This is a genomic window from Agrobacterium sp. FDAARGOS_525 (assembly GCF_003938925.1).
Lineage (GTDB): Bacteria > Pseudomonadota > Alphaproteobacteria > Rhizobiales > Rhizobiaceae > Agrobacterium > Agrobacterium pusense.
Map to the genome: position 1 here is coordinate 95,113 of NZ_RKIU01000005.1, position 18,884 is coordinate 113,996.

Genomic DNA, 18,884 nt, shown 5'->3' on the forward strand with positions numbered 1-18,884 from the left:
GATCAGAAATAGGCCATGGGGTCTGCGCCAAAGAGCGCGGCATGGCCGCCGGCCAGCAGCCACCAGACCGTCAACCCTGTCAGTACCGCGGCTAGCAGCATCGGCCCGTCCACGGCGAGGCGCGTCTTGCCGGAAAGGATTGCTGCGAAAGGGATCGTTGCGTTTTTAGCAGCCGCCGCGCTCCACGCATTACCCAGTCTTTTCCGCGCGCGTTTTTCAGTCATCGCCATTCCGCCAAGCGAAAACAGCGCAAAACCGCCGAACAGGATGACGGAACGCAGGTCGCCATTCGGCACGACATGGCCGAGCGACCAAAACAGGAAACCGACAAGCACCGGATGCCGCGTGATGCGCACGATTGCCCCCGGTTTATCTCCCTGCCACACGGAAATGGAGAGCGGATTGACGCTGAAAAGGCCGGCCAGCACGAAAAACAGGCCAATTGGAGCAGCGAGAAACGTGACATGCGCCTGCCAAGGCGCGACATCCCAAAGCGGAATATAATCGACCGACAGCGCGGCATAAAATACCCAGCCCAGCGTCAGAAGCGAGACGACGGAATAACTCCCGAAATAGGCGGGCCTGCCGATGGCCGCAATCAGCCGGCCGCGCACGGCAGGTACGGCGGGAATGGAATGCAGCGCCACGAAAAGCGAAAGAGCGGCGACAAGTTCAAGCATGTGACTGCCTTCTTACTGGTTCAGGAACAGCACCGAAGCAATGGCCACGGAGGCAAGCACGGCGGAAACCGCACCCATGCGCTGCAACACACCCATACGGTACAACAGCACCGCAAAGCCAACGATAATAGGGGTTGCGACAATCAGCCCGACCTGCGCGTCGTTCATGGGAAGCTCCATTTTCCAGAGTTGCGCTTTGTCATGACAATAGGACTTTGCACGCTCCCTTCTTTGACCGACCGCAAAGAAGCGGGGTTTGAGGACGCCTAAGCGTGGCTTGCTGTTTTACAATTACGGACAAGACCATGGCGATCAATACGGAAGAGGAAAGCGGAAGCCTGCTTTTGTGGATTCTGGTCTGGAGCGAACTTGCCGCTTTCGGCGCGCTGACCGGCGCCTTCATCATTGCCTTCGCCCTCAAGCCCGAGGCCTTCGCCGCCGCGCGCCAACATCTGCAGCCGCAGCTTGCCGGTCTCAATACGCTGATTTTGCTGACGAGCGGCTGGCAGGCGGCCGTTGCGGCCAGTCGCCACAACGCGCTGCCGGGAAGAAGGCGGGCGCTCGCGCTTGCCGGCCTGCTGGGCTTCGTTTTCGTCGGCGTAAAACTCTATGAATACTCCACCGAAATCGCATTCGCCTCCGATCCCGCCTATGGCGCTTTCTTCGAGCTTTATTTCCTGCTCACCGGCTTCCATCTGCTGCATGTCGTCTTCGTGGCCGTGCTGCTGTTTCTCGTCGCAGTCTTCCCGAAAAACGAGAACGTCACGCTGGTGACGACGCTGTGGCATGTCATCGATCTGGTCTGGATCGTCATTTTTCCCATCGTCTATCTGGTTTGACAGTCATGATCCACCGCACCTCCCGCCAGCTTGCAAGAAGTTTTGCAGCACTCGCCGTTCTCGTTCTCGCCGGTACGGCCGCCGTCACCTCGTGGAAGGCGGCGCTTCTGCCGCCGGTTGCCGTCGCCTGCCTGATGCTGCTTTTCGCGCTCCTGAAATCCAGACGCGTCATCGACGACTTTCTCGGCTTTCGCGAAGAGCGTGGCCTGCTGCGCACAGCACTTCTGGCATGGCCGGCCATCTTTGCCGCCGCAGCCCTGCTGCGGGCGCTCCTGCAGGGCATTTTGTCGCTCTGAAAAGGCGGACCACACCACCTCCCCACTTGTTTGCCAAATGGCAAAGAACGCCGGCGGCCAGCGGCTAGAAAGGGGCGAGACCCGAAGCTGCCGGCAAATTCCGGCAAGAGGGTTCGATCAAGCCAGTCCGCATAAGCGGTCTTCCGGATGGAAAGGACCATTGGCATGGCAGAACGCCTGACCAAAACAGGAGCGCGAAACGTCTTTTACGGCGGCTCCATCTTCTTCTTCGCCATATTCGTCGGGCTGACCGCCCATAGCCATTATTACATGCGCACCACCTCGACGGATGAAAGCACGCTGACCGAAAGCGTCGCGCGCGGCAAACATGTGTGGGAGAAAAACTCCTGCATCAACTGTCACACGCTGCTCGGCGAAGGCGCCTATTTCGCGCCCGAACTCGGCAATGTCTGGAAGCGCTATGGCGGCGTGGAAGACAAGGAAGCGGCGCGCGATTCCATCAAGGCGTGGATGGCCGCCCAGCCCACCGGCATCGAAGGCCGCCGCCAGATGCCGCAGTTCAATCTCACCGAACAGGAACTCGATGATCTCGTCGACTTCCTCGAATGGACGAGCCGGATCAAGACGCAGAACTGGCCGCCGAACGATGCGGGTTGAGGCTGACGGCAAGGAGATGACGAGATGAAATACCAGACGCAAAAAGTCGCCATGCTGTATTTTTACGGCGCAATCGGGTTGTTCGTGGCGCAGATCCTGTTCGGCGTCGTCGCCGCCACGATCTACGTGCTTCCCAATACGCTTTCAGAGCTTCTGCCCTTCAACATCGTGCGCATGATCCACACCAATGCGCTGGTCGTGTGGCTGTTGATGGGCTTCATGGGGTCGACCTTCTACCTGCTGCCGGAAGAGACGGAAACCGAGCTTTACAGCCCCAAACTCGCCATCGCGCAGTTCTGGATCTTCCTGGTGGCCGCAGCCGTTGCCGTGGTCGGATATATGTTCCGTATCCATGAAGGCCGCGAGTTCCTCGAACAGCCCTTCGCCATCAAGGTCGGCATAGTGCTTGTCGTTTTGATGTTCCTGTTCAACATCACCATGACAGCGCTGAAGGGCCGCAAAACCACCGTCATCAACATCCTGCTCTTCGGACTCTGGGGGCTGGCGATCTTCTTCCTCTTCGCCTTCTACAACCCCATGAACCTGGCGCTCGACAAGATGTACTGGTGGTACGTCATCCATCTGTGGGTGGAAGGCGTGTGGGAACTGATCATGGCGTCAATCCTCGCCTTCCTTATGATCAAGCTCAACGGCATCGACCGCGAAGTGGTGGAAAAATGGCTCTATGTCATCGTCGGCCTTGCCCTCTTTTCGGGCATTCTCGGCACCGGCCACCATTATTACTGGATCGGCGCGCCCGGTTATTGGCAATGGATCGGTTCGCTGTTCTCGACGCTGGAAGTGGCCCCCTTCTTCACCATGGTCATCTTCACCTTCGTCATGACCTGGAAGGCCGGCCGCAAGCATGAGAACCGCGCAGCGCTTCTGTGGTCGATCGGCTGCTCGGTCATGGCCTTCTTCGGCGCCGGCGTCTGGGGTTTCCTGCATACGCTGTCGTCGGTGAACTATTACAGCCACGGCACGCAGCTTACCGCCGCCCACGGCCACCTCGCCTTCTTCGGCGCCTATGTGATGCTGAACCTTGCGATGATGGCCTACGCCATCCCCGAAATGAAGAAACGCGCGCCCTACAATCAGTGGCTTTCGATGACGAGCTTCTGGGTGATGTGCACGGCCATGTCGGTCATGACCTTCGCGCTGACCTTTGCCGGCGTGGTGCAGATCCAGCTTCAGCGCGTCATGGGCGAAAGCTTCATGGATGTGCAGGACCAGCTGGCGATCTTCTACTGGATCCGTCTCGGCTCCGGTTTCGCAGTTCTCATTTCGGCGGTCATGTTCATCTGGGCAGTCCTGGTGCCGGGCAAGCAGAAACAGGGCGACGTCGCCCGCCTCGTGCAGCCCGCCGAATGAGAAACGGACCGGCTCTCCTTTTCCCCCGAGAGCCGGTCCTTACCACCAACCATGGAGATGACCATGAATACGATTTTCCGCCCCCCGCCGCAGCCTTTGCCGGACACGCCGTTCTATACCGCGCTTGGCAATGAATGCACGCTGTTCGAAAGCGCCTGGGTGCGGCAATTGCCGCTGCTGCTGAAAGGCCCGACAGGTTGCGGCAAGACCCGTTTCGTCAGCCATATGGCGGCAAAACTCGGCCTGCCGCTTTCGACCGTTTCATGTCACGACGATCTTGCCGCCGCCGATCTGACCGGTCGTTACCTGCTGAAAGGCGGTGAAACCGTGTGGATGGACGGCCCGCTGACACGATCCGTGCGTCAGGGCGGCATATGTTACCTCGACGAGATTGTGGAAGCGCGCAAGGATGTGGCCGTTGTGCTGCATCCGCTCACCGACGACCGTCGTATCCTGCCGCTGGAGCGCACCGGCGAGGTGCTGGAAGCGCCCTCGGGTTTCATGCTCGTCGTATCCTACAATCCCGGCTACCAGAACCTGCTGAAAAGCCTGAAACCCAGCACCCGCCAGCGCTTCGTCGCCATTGAATTCGATTTTCTGCCCAAAGAGCAGGAGATTGCCGTCGTGTCGCATGAAAGCGGGCTCGATGCGCGCGATGTCGAGCCGCTCGTCGATCTCGCCCACCGGCTGCGCGGCCTGAAAGGCCACGATCTGGAAGAAGGCGTCTCCACCCGCCTGCTCGTTTATTGCGCCAGCCTCATCGATACCGGCCTTCCCGCCCGTCAGGCCGTGCGCGCGGCGATGATCGAACCGCTGTCCGACGAGCCGGATGTGAAGGCCGCGCTGCATGAAGTCGCGGATGCGGTCATACGATAAGGCACATTTATATCAATATCTGAATGCGCGGTATTACCCGCGCATTCCGGCTCGATGCCATGAGGATAAACCATGCTGGACTTTCTGGAACTGGAAGAAACCGTCGGCCGCGCCTGGCACAGGCTGATCGGCGAAACCGGCACATGGCTGCGCTTTCCCGATCACGCCGTCAGGCTGGAAGACATGCAGGCCGTGCTGGCCATATGTTTCCGCGGTTTTGGCGGTGAACACGCGGTGCAGATCGCCCCGGCGCGCGCCCGCACCTCCACACACCGGCTGAGGCTTCGCCAGCGCATGGGCCTTGGCGAAGAAAAGCTTGCCCAGCCCGGACGCGATCATGCCACGCTGATGCTGCCGCCATTCCTCGATCTATTTCCCGACCGCCACCTCAATCGCGATCTTTATTTCTGGCTCGCCGCCGCCATGGCGATGATGCCGCTTGAACCAGTCATGGCCGCCGACCCGTTGCGCAACGATCTTGCCCGGCTCGACCGCGCCACGGAACTGGCAGAGACCGTAACCCATGCTTTTCCCGGCATGAAGACCCGTTATCGCCGGCTTTGCGCCGCCATGCTCGCGGTGCGGCAGAAGCGGCCGCTGCCGCAGGCGGAACAGCAGGTGGAACAGCGGGTGCTTTCCATGCTGGCCGATGCGGCAGGGATCGAAGGCTATCCGCCGCCCGTCGGTCTTCTAGCCAAAGCGCCGCCGCGTTATCTGCCGATGCTGCCTGTTCCGCTGTGGCCGGACACGCTGCTGCGCGAAACATCCGAGGCCAGGCAAAGCGAAGACCAGCCGGCGGCGAGCGCAGCACCACAGGGGGCGGAAGCGGCCCGTCATATCGCCGTGCGTGAAAAGGCGGAGAACCGGCAGACGGAACGCAGCCCCTTCATCCTCAACCGTTTCGAAAAAATCCTCGCCATGGCGGAGATGGTCAATGTCGATCGTTCCGGTGACGATAGCGACGATGCCGACGACAGTGCGGCCGACGAGCTCGACGACATGACGCTGGGAGAAAGAAAAGGGCGGCCTTCCGCCCGCTTCCGCTTCGATCTGGACCTGCCGCCCGAAGCACTGAACCATACCGCGCTGACGGCGGAACTGACCTATCCCGAATGGGATTATCGCAGCAGCAGCTATCTCGCCGATCATTGCCGGGTCATCGCCGGTCCGGCGAAAGACGCGGAGACGGCACCGGAACCCGACCCGGACACCAAAAGCCTCATCCGCCGGGTCAGGCGGCAATTCGAGGTGCTGAGACCGCGCCACGAGATGCTGCGCGCCCAGCTTGACGGCAACGATCTCGATCTTGACGCCGTGGTGCGCGCCAGAAGTGATATCGCCTCCGGAGGACAGGGCAGCGACCGCATTCATATGGCCAGTCGCCCGCAGGCGCATGATCTCGCCGTAACGATCCTCGTCGATGTGTCCTTGTCCACCGATGCCTGGTTCGACAATCGCCGGGTGCTCGATGTGGAGAAGGAAGCCCTGCTGGTGCTTGCGCACGGGCTTTCCGCCTGCGGTGACAGTCACTCCATCCTGACCTTCACCTCCCGCCGCCGTTCCTGGGTGCGGGTGGAAACGGTGAAAGATTTCGATGAGCCAATGGGCCACACTATCGAGCGTCGCATCGCGGCGCTGAAGCCCGGTTTCTACACCCGCATCGGCCCTGCCATCCGCCACGCCAGCGCCAAGCTGCATGGCAGACCGGAACGGCGCAAGCTGCTTCTGCTGCTGACGGACGGGAAGCCGAACGATGTCGATCACTATGAGGGCCGCTTCGCCATCGAGGACAGCCGCCGTGCGGTTTCCGAGGCGCGGCGCTCGGGCGTCAGCGTCTTCGGCGTGACCGTCGACAGCAAGGCGCAATCCTATATTCCGGCCATGTTCGGCCAGAACGGTTATGCCATCGTCAACAGGATCGCCAAGCTGCCATCTGCGCTGCCGGCAATCTATCGCAGCCTTGCCGGCTGACGCATGTCACGCAGACGGACCTGACGAATCTCAGGTTTATTTGCGCGGCGACAATGTCTCCCGACCGCCGGGCGGATAGGTTTTTCCAGTCCGCCGGCCGGCCGCACCGCCGGGCATCATTCCATCCGCGGCCATGGAGCCAGCCTATGTCCGAAGCCCAAACCGCAACCAATATCGATGTGCGCATCATTCCGCATCGCGAACGCCATCCGCGCATTTTCGGTGCGCTCGGCGCGTTGACCGAGGGGCAATCGCTACAGATCACCAGCGATCACGATCCCCGTCCGCTGCTTTACCAGCTGGCCACCAATTTCCCTGGCCAGTTCGGCTGGGAATATCTCGAACAGGGTCCGGACGTCTGGCGCCTCGATATCGGCCGCCTGGAAGAACAGGCCGAAGGTTCGGAAGACGATATCTCCGGCTGCGAATGCTGCTGCGGATCCGAACATTGAGCCCAGCGCCTGCGGCATGGTGAAAATTCCTCTGGCGGACGGCCCCTGCCGCCGCCAGCCGACAGATGAGGTGATGCAATGACGGAAATGATCAGGGAACTCGATGTCCGGCCGCTTTTGCTGAGCGGCGGCGAGCCTTTTCCGGCCATCATGGAAGCCGTGGCAGGGCTTGCGCCCGGTGAGGCGCTGCGATTATACGCCACCTTCCGGCCCAGTCCACTGTTCAAGGTGATGGCCGAACGCGGTTTCGACCATCAGGTCCGGGAAATTGGCGGCGGCGACTGGGAGGTGCTGTTCACGCCGCGATCCAGTGAAGCCGAGCAGATTTCCGTGTCGCCCGCACTTGCGGGCAACGCGGAGGAGCCGCAGATATGGCCCGACCCGGTCGTCTATCTCGATCTGCGCGATGAGGCGACCGGGGGTCAAACGGCCCGTACGCTTGCCACACTTGACCGTCTTCCCCTAGGTTCCGTGATCTTCTTGCTGATGCCGCAGGAACCGACCTTCCTCTACCCGGAGCTTCTGGCCCGGGGTCATCAATGGGCCGGAAATTTCGACGAGGCGCGTACGGCGTTTCGCATTTTCATCCGCGCCGGTGCCGGCGCGCATTGAACCAGAAGTCAAACTCCCGGAAAACAAAACGCCCCTGAAATTGCTTCCGGGGCGTTTTGTTTTGGCGGTATGGCAAGGAGGCCTTCTAGGCTTTGAGCGGTTTGCGCTCGCGCATCAGGATTGGCCCGTACTCGAAGCAGAACAGACCGAAACCCACGATCCAGAGGAGCGCCGAGCAGGCGTAGAGATGCATCATCGCGCCGGGGAAGAACTCGGCTGCCGGTCTCAACAGCGCGCAGGCGATCAGCGCCACGTACGCGGCGATGGTGACCCTGCTGGCCGCGAGCTTGCGCCCGGTATGGCCAAGGCTCGCTCTCGTCATGACAGCAACCATCATACAGCCGATGACGCCGACGGTGAAGACATGCAGGACGGAACGCGTGTCCATGACGTCAAGCGCCGCCAGCGCTATGGTGATGAAACCGGCGGGAATGAAGGCATAGGCCGCATGCAGCACCACCAGCACCTGCTCCGGCCAGGTCGTCCAGCCGCGCCAGCGGACCAGACGCACGGCGTGCATGAAAGCCGCCAGAAGCGCCGTTGGGACGGCCACGATGCTCTCGGGCTCTATTGTCCAGACGGCCAGCGCCGCGACACTGGTCAGGATGGCTGCGGTGTCGAAACCGTTATAGGGGACTGGAAAATCCGTGCGGCCAAACCGGTTCAGCCAGTTGCGGGTAAAACTCGGCACGATCCGGCCGCCGACGATGATGACAAGCACGGTGTAGGCCGAGACCGCGAGGCGGGTCGCCATCTGGCTGAGGTCGCCTTCGATCGCCGCCACATGGAATACGATGTTAGCGACCGAAAGCGCCAGCAGCCCGCCCAGCACCTTCAGGTCTTTCCATTTGCGCCCGGCAATGACCTCGCGCGCGCAGATCGTGAGAAGTGCCGGCAGGAAAAGCCCGTCCACGGCTGCGGCGGTGACCACGCCCACCGTGTCCGGCACAAGCAGGAAAAGCCGGCCGGCGCACCAGAGCGCAAACAGCCACACCAAGGGTTTGCCCGACACCGGCAGCCGCCCCGTCCAGTTCGGCACAGCCGTCAGTAGAAAGCCGGACAGCACCGCCGAAGCGAAACCGAACAGCATCTCATGGGCATGCCAGTTCGGTGCGCCGTAATCCCCGCCGAGGTCGATGAAGCCCGAAAGGGCTGCGATCCACAACGCCATCGCCACGATGGCCCAGAGGGCGCCGCCGAGGAAAAACGGACGGAAACCGTAAGAAAAGATAACCGGGCCGCTGCGTGCCAGCCCCCTTGGAATGCCGCCTTTTGGCCGGCTGCGCCCCTGGGTGGGAACGGTTTGGCTGCCACTCATTGTAATGCTCCTCATTTGGTCTTGACATATGTCTAGACGCAATCCCGTCTCGCTTCTTTGCGAACAGGCAAAGAGGAGGTGCTACCCGTCCGCATGAAGCCGTAACCGCCTGCCAAAATGTCGCAGGTGGCGCGACGTGCAGTTTGCTCCATCTCAAATTGTATTTCCGTACCTCCACTACAAATGCTGTGACAGAGCAAAGCATGCTCTGCCCCAAGAGGGACAGGAGAAATATGATGACGGAAACCTTCCACATCACACGGCGTAATATTCTCGCAGGCGCGGCATTTGCAGGGGCTTTGGCTCCCGTCATCATGCCATCGACAGCGAGCGCGGCAGAGGAAAAAAAGGCTGCGGCCAAGCCATTGACGAAGGCGGAGATTGGAGTACTACCTCGCGTAAAAGTTGATCTCGTCAAGCCGCCCTTCGTGCATGCTCACACGCAGAAAGCCGAAGGCGGGCCGAAGATCGTCGAGTTCACGCTCACGATCAAAGAGCAGAAGATGATCCTCGACGACAAGGGCACCGAGGTCCACGCCATGACCTTCAACGGTTCGGTTCCGGGGCCTCTGATGGTGGTGCACCAGGACGACTATGTCGAACTGACCCTCATCAACCCCGATACCAATGAGCTACAGCACAACATCGATTTCCACTCGGCCACCGGCGCGCTCGGCGGCGGCGGGCTCACCATCGTCAACCCCGGTGAAAAGGCGATCCTGCGCTTCAAGGCCACCAAGGCCGGCGTCTTCGTCTATCACTGCGCACCTCCCGGCATGGTGCCGTGGCACGTCACCTCGGGCATGAATGGCGCGATCATGGTACTGCCGCGTGAGGGCCTGACGGATGGCCACGGCAAGGAGCTTGTTTATGACAAGATCTATTATGTCGGCGAGCAGGACTTCTACATCCCGCGCGACGAGAACGGCAATTTCAAAAAATATGAAAGCGCCGGCGACGCCATGGCCGACACGCTGGAGGTGATGCGCAAGCTGACACCGAGTCACATCGTCTTCAACGGTGCAGTCGGCGCGCTAACGGGAGAACACGCCCTTCAGGCCGCCGTGGGTGAAAAGGTGCTGATCGTGCATTCGCAGGCGAACCGTGATACCCGCCCGCACCTTATCGGCGGCCATGGCGATTATGTCTGGGCAACGGGTAAATTCCGCAACCCGCCGGATCTCGACCAGGAAACATGGTTCATCCCCGGCGGCACGGCGGGCGCGGCCTTCTATACCTTCGAGCAGCCCGGCATCTACGCCTATGTCAATCACAACCTTATCGAAGCCTTCGAATTGGGCGCGGCCGCCCATTTCAAGGTGACGGGCGAGTGGAATAACAGCCTGATGCAGGCGGTGCTCGCCCCGTCGAGCATCTGACACAAGCGGAAGCGCGCCGCCGCCAGCGGTCGCGGCGCGCTCCCCTTCTGCTATACGGCCTGAAAGCAGGCCCGAACTTTGGCGTCTTCTCGACGCAGGCAGGTTCCCATGGGCATTCCCGGCAACAGCCACTTCCCAAACGCCGTCTCGCTTCTTCTCCCGCTCTCGATTGCAACGCTGCTGGCAACGGCCATCGGTTTCCAGTCGGGGATCATCCGCAGCGGCATTGATGACCGTGCGGCCATGATGGCTCCACAGGTCGTTACAGTGCCCGCAGGACATTTCACCTACCGGGCGGAGGGCGAATATTTCCGCAATGGTTATGCCGTCGATGGCCCGATGGTCGACGTGGCGATGCGGCAAAGTCTCACGATCATGAAATATCAGGTATCGAGCGGCGATTATGCGCGCTGCGTAGCGGAAGGCGGCTGTCAGCAGCCGGAACCCGGCTTTGCCGCACCGATCGGCGGCGAGATACCGGCAACCGGTATCAGTCAGGATGACGCCCGCGCTTATGCGACGTGGCTGAGTGAGCGGACAGGCGAGGTCTGGCGCCTGCCGAGCGACGCTGAACTGGCTTTCGCCGCCGGGTCGCATTTCCCGGATGAGACGCTGGGTGTCGACGCGGACAGCGAAAACCCGGCCTTGCGTTGGCTGGCCGATTACGAGCGGCAGACCAGGCGTAAAGCCTCGGGCAACCCGATGCCGCAATCCTATGGCAGCTTTGGCGAAAACGAATATGGCCTTGCCGATTTCGGGGGCAATGTCTGGGAATGGACATCGAGCTGCAGCCACCGCGTGACGCTCGGCAAGGATGGTGAGGCGATCGATAGCGTTGCCTCCTGCGGTATCCCGGTCGCGTCGGGAAAACACCGGGCGGCCATGAGCGCCTTCGTCAAAAACCCGAAGAGCGGAGGCTGCGCTGTCGGAGTACCGCCTGACAATCTCGGCTTCCGGCTGGTGAAGGATACGCGCTGGTATGCTCCGCTTGTCGAAAAGCTCCGGGCAGCCGGTCTGGCTACGTGATAGTCGTCACTTAAAACATCCAGTTGATTTATATCATTTGTTCTTCTTCGCCCGATCGGTAGAGCTGTGTCGTGAAAATACAGAATGCTCGCATCATGTTTCTCCTGGCGGGGAGCGCGCGGTGCCAGTTAACCGGAGAGGGTGCAAGTGAAGATTGACCGAAGCGTCATCCGGTCGCTGGCCTTGTTCGCCAGGATGGCCGACGATGAGCTGGACGGACTGCTGAAGCACGCCACATCTCGGCTGGTGCCGCCGGGCGAAGCCATCTTCGAGCAGGGCCAGCCAGCCAAGCATTTCTTCCTGCTCATTCATGGCCGCCTGAAGGTGACGCAGGTCACGCACGATGGCCAGCAGATCATCGTTCGTGTGGTGCATCCCGGTGATCTCTTCGGTTTCGCCCGGGCGCTGCAGCGGTCCGATTATCCCGGCACCGCGACCACGGCCGCCGAAAGCGTGATCCTTTCCTGGCAGACAGACCTCTGGCCGCACTTCGTCGAGCAGAACCCGCACCTTGCCGTCTCCGCCATGCAGACCATTGGCCAACGTCTTGAGGAAGCGCATACGCGCATCCGCGAAATGTCGACGCAAGAGGTAGAGCGTCGGGTGGCGCACGCCGTACTGCGCCTTTCGCAACAGGCAGGGCGCAAGGAGTTGGACGGTATTCGAATTGACTTCCCGATCTCGCGGCAGGATATAGCGGAAATGACCGGCACCACGCTCCACACCGTTTCTCGCATCCTGTCCAGCTGGGAGAGCAAGGGCCTGGTACAGGGCGGCCGGCAGAAACTTCTCGTATGCGATCTCCCGGGCCTTGCTCAACTGGCGGACGGCGATATCAGTCAAGTCTAGGGCGAGCGCTGGCCTCGCTCATTGCGGCAGCCTGCTCTTGCGCGTTTCTTACGCTCTGTCGGTTACAGGGAGGTTGCTAGTTTAAGTCGCGGGACATATGATTTTTATAAAAGCGGTAGAACTGAAGGGAGCGAACCATGCCCCATGTCACCCGCGTATTTCTGGGAAAACGGCTTCCGCAACCTGTCGAACTCCAAGCATGCCGTCAACAAGTGGGAAGATTTCTCGGGCCTCAAGGTCCGCGTAATGCAGAACAACATCTTCCTCGACACCTTCCAGAACCTCGGTGCAAACGCTACGCCGATGGCTTTCGGCGAAGTCTTCTCGGCGCTCGAGACCAACGCGATCGACGCGCAGGAAAACCCCTATGTGACGATCGACACCTCCAAGTTCTACGAAGTACAGAAGTACTTCACGGAGACGAACCACGCCTACACGCCGTTCCTCTTCCTCTTCTCCAAGCCGATCTTCGACAGCTACACGCCGGAAGAACAGGCAGCCCTGCGCGAATGCGCAGTTGTCGGCCGTGACGAAGAGCGCAAGGTCATCCGCGAACTGACCAGAAGTCCCTGGAAAAGATCAAGGCTGCCGGCCTCGAGGTGAACACGCTGTCTGCTGAAGAGCAGGCGCGTATTCGCGAAAAGTCGATGGTCGTTTACGAAAAGCACAAGGCTGAAATCGGTGCTGACGTCGTTGACGCCGTTAGGTGTCCGGCGGGTATCTCCCCGCCGGACACCGTGGAAAAGGATATCGTCTGCCGGCTCCTTACGTCGACCGAAGAATCTCGAAACAATTTTGAATCTTCAGCTTGCCGGGACTCGAGCAGCGTGTGACTCGCCGACACCCTAGTCACCCTGATGTGCGCAACCATGTGGATCGGCCTGGCCTGATCGAAGGCCTTGGGCTGGGTGGCAATAACATCAAAGTCGAGACGTCAGTCTGCATGTTCAAGATTCGCGCCGCCGACATGTTGATCGCGACGTGTCCGTCACGCATGAATGTGCCGTCCTCATCGCAACCTCGTGCGCAAAGCCAGCGCAGACTTATCCAGGCATGGCAAGCTCTGGTAGTTCGTCCCGTCGCCGCTGAATGGTATATCACTTTCTACGGCCGTCTGTGGTCCGTAAATTTGGCGTGATCTCCCGACACATGAAGCAATTGCCCGCCGCCGGCCAGCGCGCTATGCCAATGTGACATATGGTTAGCGACAGGATGGGCACCTCGATGGCGGACGCGAAAAGAATGATGCCGATCAGGGACCGGAAAAGATCCAATGGCGGGTTGCGCTCGCTTTGCAACAAACGCAGGGGAATTCTATCGCAGCTTCATCCGTTTTCGTTCTGTTTATTTTGAGTGTTTTTCATGGATCTACTCGACGCCCCTGCTATCTCCATACTGTTTGTTCCCCCAATTCTCCTGGCCGCAATAACCGGAGGTTTGCGGCTTGGACTGCTCGCATTTTTCCTGGCGTTTTGCTCGGCAAGCTATCTGAGATCGCTTACCCCCGGCGGCGCCCAAGTCCCCGAGTTGTTGGTTTTCGGAGCGGTCGGCATTGCAATTGCGTACCTCGGCGGGTCGCTCAAACGCCTGAGGCATCAATATAAGGCTTCAGAAGAAGCGCTGAACACGCGCGAGGCACACCTAAGGTCTATTCTCGATACTGTGCTCGACGCCACGATCGTCAGCCAGCAGGATGGCACGATTGTCTCTTTCAATGCAGCCGCCGTCAGGCAGTTCGGGTACTCTGAGGACGAAGCAATTGGACAAAATCTTCGAATGCTGATGCCACAACCTTATCGGCACGAGCACGACGGCTACCTCCAGCGCTATCTCGCGACCGGCGAAAAACGCATTATCGGAACCGATAGGGTCGTGGTGGGCCAGCGCAAGGACGGATCGACATTTCCCATGAAGCTCGCGGTTGGAGAAACACATCGGGGGGGCAAACGGTTTTTCACCGGTTTCGTGAGAGATCTTACCGAAAGAGAGGAATCAGCAGCCCGCCTACAGGAGATTCAGACTGAACTGGCAAGATTGGCACGGCTGAACGAAATGGGAGAGATGGCATCTACCTTGGCCCACGAGCTGAACCAGCCGCTTTCGGCGATTGCCAACTATGTTCATGGTTGCGCACGCTTGCTACAGGGCTCCGAAAGCGAAAGGGACAGGCAATTGCACGAAGCCCTGAGGGAAGCAGGTGAACAAAGTGTCAGGGCAGGTCAAATCATTCGCCATCTCCGAGAATTCGTTACCAAGGGTGAGACTGAGAAGCTGCCTCACAAACTCCGGCATCTGGTTGAGGAGGCGGGTGCACTGGCGCTGATGGGTTCAAGAGAAAAAGGTGTGCGATCCGTCTTTGACTTTGCTGCTAGCGACGATATGGTCATGGTCGACCGAATTCAGATACAGCAGGTACTCACGAACTTGATGCGCAATGCAGTCGAGGCGATGGGCGAGTCCCTAAAGAAAGACCTTCGGGTGAGCATCAAGGCTGCTGAAAGCGGCAAAGCCGCAGTGATAGTCGAAGATTCGGGCGCTGGCATTCCCAATGAGATTTCCGACCAGTTGTTCAGGCCTTTTGTCACGACTAAGGCTGGCGGAATGGGAATCGGGCTGTCCATATCGAAGCGTATCATCGAGGCTCACGGCGGAGAGATAACCGTGTCACGTAGCGAGCTCGGAGGAGCAAGATTTACATTCACACTGCCAGCCTATGATGGGGAAGAAAATGGCGAACGATGATTTCACTGTGCACGTCGTTGATGACGAGGAAGCTGTCAGGAAATCGCTCGCCTTTATGCTCAGCATGAGCGGTCTTGGCGTGAGAGTGCATGATACGGCTACCGCCTTCGCATCGCTTGCACCAAGACTTCACCGCGCTGTGCTGGTTACTGATTTGCGCATGCCGGACATAAGTGGTGTTGAGCTGATCCGACGGATCCGCTCAGAGGGGGTGCGTATACCGTCGATAGTGATTACCGGCCATGGCGATGTGCCTATGGCGGTGGAGGCAATGAAGGCCGGAGCCGTTGACTTCATTGAAAAGCCATTTGCCGATACGGTCATCATCGACGCGATCCACCGTGCGGCTACCCGTCTGGATCCCCGTGTTCCCGAAACGGAATCGGCAGAAGAAGTACGCAAAAGACTCGAGACGCTGAGCGAACGCGAGCGGCAGGTTCTTGCGGCGGTGGTGGCGGGGCACCCGAATAAATCCATAGCCTTCAATCTCGACATAAGCCCGCGAACCGTGGAGGTCCACAGAGCTAACGTCATGGGAAAAATGAAAGCTAGAAGCCTTCCCGAGCTGGTTCGCATGTCACTTTCGATTGAAATCGCGGACTTTGGAAACTCCGACGGAAATTGATTCAGAACAAGGCGCGCAAGGTAAAGAGGCTGTTCAACTGGCCCTGCTTGTCGCGTTATTGCAATGTTCCCGGTGTCAAATTTGCCGACTACACGACATATAACTTCGATTGTGACGGACCCCGCACTGTCGCGCGGCTTGGCGTTCGCCCTGCGCGCGTACGGATATGACGTCGCGTCATTCCGGTCCTGGAAGCATGCCGGAGAATCGGTCGGTGGAGCGATTTGTGTTATTCTCGACGGCTCCCTTCCAGAATGCGAGAGGGAAGCATGTCTCGCAACCCTCCCCGTAAAGACGCCTGTCCTTTTTCTTGCAGAAGACGAGACGTTCAGCAACGAGAGGCCAAGCATACAAATCCTTCACAAGCCGCTAACGGGCACGGATATCGTGAGTGCGCTGATGCGGCTAGGTAAAAACCCTTAGTGGAACGAACGAATTTTGGCAGGCGTCGCTCTGCGGCATAGTCGGGGCATTCCAATTGAGGGTCAGCTCACATGCTCGCTACGGCTTCCGCCAGTTATTCCTCCCTTGGTTCGTCTCCGTCACCCGGTCTACCAATGGCGGTTGTCCGCCCGCGCCCTGTCACTTTCCATGCTTCCGGTAGTGAGATTTATGCGCAGGGCGAAAAGTCTGGATCTCTGTACAGGATCGAGTCCGGGGCTGTGCGCATCTACCGTCTGCTTACGGACGGCCGTAGGCAGGTTGTCGCGTTCCATGTGCAAGGGGAAACATTCGGTTTTGAGGCGTGGGGGTGTCGAAGCTTCTACGCCGAGGCGATCGTGCCAACCGGATTGACGTCGATCGAGGCAGAAGGAAACGAAATTCACCGCGGCGAACTGATGGCGCTCGCCTTGCGAAGCATGATTCGGGCTCAGGAGCATCTGCTCGTGGTTGGCCGCCAAAGCGCCCTCGAGAAACTTGCGGTATTCCTTGTTGACCTTGATCGTCGACAAGGCGATGTAGGAATTATCGATCTGCCGATGACGCGAACGGATATCGGCGATTATCTCGGGATGACGGTTGAGACGGTATCGCGGAGCATGTCCAGGCTTCGCGAGAAGGGTATTGTTCGCCTGAAGAACGCCCGCTGTATCGAAATAGTCAGACGCGACAAACTCCAGGCGATCAGCGAGTAATCCGCTCCCGGCCCGAGTGAGGGGGAGTGCATGCAGGACCTGCCATCACCCGACCTCAGTCTGGCACCCTCCGCCTTCTTCTCCTTGGTGTTGTCAGGTGGTGCAGGAGCTGTATGGCGCCCTGGCCGGACACCGCGGACGCGGTTATTCGAGGCTGGGGTCATTGAACCCTGTAAGATCGGTGGCTGTCATCGGCGCGCGAAACGGCACTGCACGGTGCAACCAACAGGACAAATGGCAACGACGGTCGTCAGATCGTGAGAACGTAGACGATCTCGTAGGTCGCAGGATCGATGACGATGATCCGTTCGTCAGCAAGAACGATATATTCGTAATCACGGTACTGCGGAACGATCTGGATCACGCGCGCTGGGAGCCTGTGAACCTAACGGTTCTGGAACCGCGGTTCCAACGGAAATGCTGAATATCGGGCGGACGGGTTCAACCTTGTTTTCGATAATGACATTTCGGATTTCGGTGCGCTGCCCGGTCGTGACATTGACGTTCACTTGCGAACCGGCCTTCTGCTCTTTTGTCGCCGCAGATGGCGGCGGCCCTGAGACATCGCCGTTGGTCGCACCAGCAGTGCCTGTCTTTCCGTCGTGGTTTTGGAAGAACCAGGTGTCCGTGCTTTTCGTGGTCCGGTTATCAGCTCTGCCGAACGGGATCTGACGAACAAACAGGAACGCGGCTCTGTGCCTAACGCATGGTTTGCCCGCGATGAGACGAAAATCGCCGATATTCTGCGCTATCCACGTGCCAAAATGAAAAAGCTCCGGAAGGTTCATTCGGCCGTTCGCCTACGCCACTGTCCAGACCCTTGCATGGTCGCTCGTATGCCCGACGCGCCGCCATGCTTGTTGAGCACTTTGCCTCCGATGCTGGAACCAAAAGAACATCAAAGGGTTAATCACGTGGATCAAACTACGCAGATCCGAGCTAGGGAGAAAACCATGAAAAACACTATTCTCACAGCCGCCCTCATTTGTGCCTCGGCCCTTACAGCACATGCTCAAGGTGCGCCCGCGGCCAACAGCGACGGAAACACGCCGGCGATTGCGACCCCCGACACGAAAAACCCGACGGCCCCGGTAGAGGGCGCCAACAGTTTTACTGAGGACCAGGCAAAGGATCGGATCGAAAAAGCGGGTTATACGGGGTTGAAGGATCTCAAGAAAGACGACAGGGGCGTTTGGAATGCTACCGGCATGAAGGACGGCAAAACTGTTTCGATCGCTCTCGATTATCAGGGCAATATTGTTGCCAAGTAACCCCTAGGAGGATGTTATGAGAACTGTTACCGGACTTTTTGACGATTACGCAGACGCAAGTTCCGCCGTCAGTGAACTCGAAGCTCTGGGCGTACCATCCAGCGATATCAGTATCGTTTCCAATAACGCCGATCGGCGGCACGAAGAGTCGAATGCCGCAGAAGGGGCCGGAACTGGCGCGGGGATCGGTGCGGTCGTCGGCGGCGCGGGCGGCCTGCTCACCGGCCTTGGCTTGATGGCCATTCCGGGCGTCGGTCCGGTCGTTGCAGCCGGCTGGCTTGCTGCGACTGCAGCTGGCGCGGCAGCCGGTGCGGTTGCAGGTGGGGCCGCTGGTGGGATTATTGGCGCACTGACGAGCTCCGGCGTCCCGGAACGAGATGCCCACTTCTACGCCGAAGGCGTCCGCCGGGGTGGCACCCTCGTCACCGCAAAAGTGGATGGCGCCTTGGCGCCGGAGGCTGAAGCCATTCTCAAACGCTCGAATTGGGTCGATCCGACAGAACGTCGCGCCGCCTACGAAAAGCAAGGATGGACGCATTTCGACGAAACGCTCTCGCCCTACGAGGCCAACCAGATCGAGCAGGAACGGCTTCGCTATCGCCGCAATGGTATGTGAGAGTTTCAGGAGGGGCGCCACGGTGGCGCCCCTTCAGTGACGCCCGATACCGCCTTTGATAAAGATTTCGTTTGTAAGACAATTGCCGCGATTAATTTAACGGTCTGCGACATAGATTTCATTCCACCCGCTCAAATTAGTATGCAGAATTCGTAAGCGGGACAGCCAGCCGGCCGTAAGAGCCCCTCGCCCCTTCGTCAGCCGTTT

The 18,884-nt window shown here is 59.4% G+C and carries 20 protein-coding genes and 1 pseudogene; 17 read left to right on the top strand and 4 right to left on the bottom strand.

Features of this window, described 5'->3' with window-relative positions; genetic code table 11:
- Window positions 1-2 precede the first annotated feature (2 nt).
- The gene (locus EGT36_RS27320; RefSeq protein ID WP_125271505.1) at window positions 3-680 is read right to left on the bottom strand and encodes an NnrU family protein; all 678 of its coding nucleotides are present in this window, start codon (window positions 678-680) and stop codon (window positions 3-5) included.
- Between the two features lie 12 nt (window positions 681-692).
- Window positions 693-848: a hypothetical protein gene (locus tag EGT36_RS27325; protein WP_022557550.1), complete on the bottom strand. Its 156-nt coding sequence runs from the start codon at window positions 846-848 to the stop codon at window positions 693-695.
- 137 nt (window positions 849-985) lie between these two features.
- On the opposite strand from EGT36_RS27325, the gene EGT36_RS27330 reads away from it, so the two are divergent.
- From EGT36_RS27330 to EGT36_RS27365, 8 genes are all read left to right on the top strand, one after another.
- Complete coding sequence (locus EGT36_RS27330; protein WP_125271506.1) at window positions 986-1,519, top strand: cytochrome c oxidase subunit 3 family protein; 534 nt, start codon at window positions 986-988, stop codon at window positions 1,517-1,519.
- 5 nt (window positions 1,520-1,524) lie between these two features.
- Window positions 1,525-1,815 carry a hypothetical protein gene (locus tag EGT36_RS27335; protein ID WP_035208380.1) on the top strand — a complete coding sequence of 97 codons (291 nt, stop codon included), beginning with the start codon at window positions 1,525-1,527 and terminating at the stop codon, window positions 1,813-1,815.
- 165 nt (window positions 1,816-1,980) lie between these two features.
- Window positions 1,981-2,433 (top strand): c-type cytochrome, encoded by a 453-nt coding sequence (locus EGT36_RS27340; protein ID WP_003520968.1) that lies wholly within the window; start codon window positions 1,981-1,983, stop codon window positions 2,431-2,433.
- Window positions 2,434-2,457: 24 nt separating this feature from the next.
- Entirely contained in the window at window positions 2,458-3,804 is a 1,347-nt protein-coding gene (locus EGT36_RS27345; protein ID WP_003585385.1) for a nitric-oxide reductase large subunit, read from the top strand.
- A gap of 63 nt (window positions 3,805-3,867) precedes the next feature.
- Window positions 3,868-4,680 carry a CbbQ/NirQ/NorQ/GpvN family protein gene (locus tag EGT36_RS27350; RefSeq protein ID WP_003585384.1) on the top strand — a complete coding sequence of 271 codons (813 nt, stop codon included), beginning with the start codon at window positions 3,868-3,870 and terminating at the stop codon, window positions 4,678-4,680.
- A 72-nt stretch (window positions 4,681-4,752) separates the two neighbouring features.
- The gene (locus EGT36_RS27355; RefSeq protein ID WP_125271507.1) at window positions 4,753-6,651 is read left to right on the top strand and encodes a nitric oxide reductase activation protein NorD; all 1,899 of its coding nucleotides are present in this window, start codon (window positions 4,753-4,755) and stop codon (window positions 6,649-6,651) included.
- Window positions 6,652-6,797: 146 nt separating this feature from the next.
- Window positions 6,798-7,103, top strand: a complete 306-nt coding sequence (locus EGT36_RS27360; RefSeq protein WP_037093031.1) for a DUF2249 domain-containing protein — start codon at window positions 6,798-6,800, stop codon at window positions 7,101-7,103.
- 78 nt (window positions 7,104-7,181) lie between these two features.
- The gene (locus EGT36_RS27365; RefSeq protein ID WP_003585381.1) at window positions 7,182-7,715 is read left to right on the top strand and encodes a DUF2249 domain-containing protein; all 534 of its coding nucleotides are present in this window, start codon (window positions 7,182-7,184) and stop codon (window positions 7,713-7,715) included.
- Between the two features lie 85 nt (window positions 7,716-7,800).
- Here the strand turns inward: EGT36_RS27365 and EGT36_RS27370 are convergent, their stop codons facing one another.
- Window positions 7,801-9,033, bottom strand: coding sequence for an NnrS family protein (locus EGT36_RS27370; protein WP_125271509.1), 1,233 nt, complete (start codon window positions 9,031-9,033; stop codon window positions 7,801-7,803).
- A 236-nt stretch (window positions 9,034-9,269) separates the two neighbouring features.
- Here EGT36_RS27370 and nirK point away from each other — a divergent pair, with 236 nt between their 5' ends.
- The 7 genes and pseudogenes from nirK to EGT36_RS27405 all read left to right on the top strand — a co-directional run bounded on the left by nirK (window position 9,270) and on the right by EGT36_RS27405 (window position 16,790).
- Window positions 9,270-10,412, top strand: a complete 1,143-nt coding sequence (gene nirK, locus EGT36_RS27375; RefSeq protein WP_003585379.1) for a copper-containing nitrite reductase — start codon at window positions 9,270-9,272, stop codon at window positions 10,410-10,412.
- 108 nt (window positions 10,413-10,520) lie between these two features.
- Window positions 10,521-11,438, top strand: a complete 918-nt coding sequence (locus EGT36_RS27380; RefSeq protein WP_125271510.1) for an SUMF1/EgtB/PvdO family nonheme iron enzyme — start codon at window positions 10,521-10,523, stop codon at window positions 11,436-11,438.
- Window positions 11,439-11,585: 147 nt separating this feature from the next.
- A complete protein-coding gene (locus EGT36_RS27385) occupies window positions 11,586-12,287 on the top strand; it encodes a Crp/Fnr family transcriptional regulator (RefSeq protein ID WP_125271511.1) in 702 nt (233 codons plus the stop codon).
- 159 nt (window positions 12,288-12,446) lie between these two features.
- Window positions 12,447-12,991 (top strand): annotated as a pseudogene (gene dctP, locus EGT36_RS27390) (TRAP transporter substrate-binding protein DctP); the annotation flags it as partial.
- 658 nt (window positions 12,992-13,649) lie between these two features.
- Window positions 13,650-15,029, top strand: coding sequence for a PAS domain-containing sensor histidine kinase (locus tag EGT36_RS27395; RefSeq protein ID WP_125271512.1), 1,380 nt, complete (start codon window positions 13,650-13,652; stop codon window positions 15,027-15,029).
- Window positions 15,016-15,654, top strand: coding sequence for a response regulator FixJ (gene fixJ / locus EGT36_RS27400; protein ID WP_125271513.1), 639 nt, complete (start codon window positions 15,016-15,018; stop codon window positions 15,652-15,654). The genes EGT36_RS27395 and fixJ overlap by 14 nt, the downstream gene beginning before the upstream one ends.
- A 557-nt stretch (window positions 15,655-16,211) precedes the next feature.
- Window positions 16,212-16,790 (top strand): helix-turn-helix domain-containing protein, encoded by a 579-nt coding sequence (locus EGT36_RS27405; protein ID WP_234797450.1) that lies wholly within the window; start codon window positions 16,212-16,214, stop codon window positions 16,788-16,790.
- Between the two features lie 335 nt (window positions 16,791-17,125).
- Here the strand turns inward: EGT36_RS27405 and EGT36_RS27410 are convergent, their stop codons facing one another.
- Complete coding sequence (locus EGT36_RS27410; protein WP_125271515.1) at window positions 17,126-17,578, bottom strand: hypothetical protein; 453 nt, start codon at window positions 17,576-17,578, stop codon at window positions 17,126-17,128.
- A gap of 165 nt (window positions 17,579-17,743) precedes the next feature.
- On the opposite strand from EGT36_RS27410, the gene EGT36_RS27415 reads away from it, so the two are divergent.
- Both EGT36_RS27415 and EGT36_RS27420 read left to right on the top strand, forming a co-directional pair.
- Window positions 17,744-18,061, top strand: a complete 318-nt coding sequence (locus tag EGT36_RS27415) for a PepSY domain-containing protein (RefSeq protein ID WP_125271573.1) — start codon at window positions 17,744-17,746, stop codon at window positions 18,059-18,061.
- A gap of 16 nt (window positions 18,062-18,077) precedes the next feature.
- The gene (locus tag EGT36_RS27420) at window positions 18,078-18,677 is read left to right on the top strand and encodes a general stress protein (protein WP_125271516.1); all 600 of its coding nucleotides are present in this window, start codon (window positions 18,078-18,080) and stop codon (window positions 18,675-18,677) included.
- Window positions 18,678-18,884: the final 207 nt, after the last annotated feature.

Bases quoted from the DNA above. Each gene is read 5' to 3' on its own strand.
- EGT36_RS27320 (WP_125271505.1), bottom strand. From the start codon at position 680: ATGCTTGAACTTGTCGCCGCTCTTTCGCTTTTCGTGGCGCTGCATTCC.
- EGT36_RS27325 (WP_022557550.1), bottom strand. From the start codon at position 848: ATGAACGACGCGCAGGTCGGGCTGATTGTCGCAACCCCTATTATCGTT.
- EGT36_RS27330 (WP_125271506.1), top strand. From the start codon at position 986: ATGGCGATCAATACGGAAGAGGAAAGCGGAAGCCTGCTTTTGTGGATT.
- EGT36_RS27335 (WP_035208380.1), top strand. From the start codon at position 1,525: ATGATCCACCGCACCTCCCGCCAGCTTGCAAGAAGTTTTGCAGCACTC.
- EGT36_RS27340 (WP_003520968.1), top strand. From the start codon at position 1,981: ATGGCAGAACGCCTGACCAAAACAGGAGCGCGAAACGTCTTTTACGGC.
- EGT36_RS27345 (WP_003585385.1), top strand. From the start codon at position 2,458: ATGAAATACCAGACGCAAAAAGTCGCCATGCTGTATTTTTACGGCGCA.
- EGT36_RS27350 (WP_003585384.1), top strand. From the start codon at position 3,868: ATGAATACGATTTTCCGCCCCCCGCCGCAGCCTTTGCCGGACACGCCG.
- EGT36_RS27355 (WP_125271507.1), top strand. From the start codon at position 4,753: ATGCTGGACTTTCTGGAACTGGAAGAAACCGTCGGCCGCGCCTGGCAC.
- EGT36_RS27360 (WP_037093031.1), top strand. From the start codon at position 6,798: ATGTCCGAAGCCCAAACCGCAACCAATATCGATGTGCGCATCATTCCG.
- EGT36_RS27365 (WP_003585381.1), top strand. From the start codon at position 7,182: ATGACGGAAATGATCAGGGAACTCGATGTCCGGCCGCTTTTGCTGAGC.
- EGT36_RS27370 (WP_125271509.1), bottom strand. From the start codon at position 9,033: ATGAGTGGCAGCCAAACCGTTCCCACCCAGGGGCGCAGCCGGCCAAAA.
- nirK (WP_003585379.1), top strand. From the start codon at position 9,270: ATGACGGAAACCTTCCACATCACACGGCGTAATATTCTCGCAGGCGCG.
- EGT36_RS27380 (WP_125271510.1), top strand. From the start codon at position 10,521: ATGGGCATTCCCGGCAACAGCCACTTCCCAAACGCCGTCTCGCTTCTT.
- EGT36_RS27395 (WP_125271512.1), top strand. From the start codon at position 13,650: ATGGATCTACTCGACGCCCCTGCTATCTCCATACTGTTTGTTCCCCCA.
- fixJ (WP_125271513.1), top strand. From the start codon at position 15,016: ATGGCGAACGATGATTTCACTGTGCACGTCGTTGATGACGAGGAAGCT.
- EGT36_RS27405 (WP_234797450.1), top strand. From the start codon at position 16,212: ATGGCGGTTGTCCGCCCGCGCCCTGTCACTTTCCATGCTTCCGGTAGT.
- EGT36_RS27410 (WP_125271515.1), bottom strand. From the start codon at position 17,578: ATGAACCTTCCGGAGCTTTTTCATTTTGGCACGTGGATAGCGCAGAAT.
- EGT36_RS27415 (WP_125271573.1), top strand. From the start codon at position 17,744: ATGAAAAACACTATTCTCACAGCCGCCCTCATTTGTGCCTCGGCCCTT.
- EGT36_RS27420 (WP_125271516.1), top strand. From the start codon at position 18,078: ATGAGAACTGTTACCGGACTTTTTGACGATTACGCAGACGCAAGTTCC.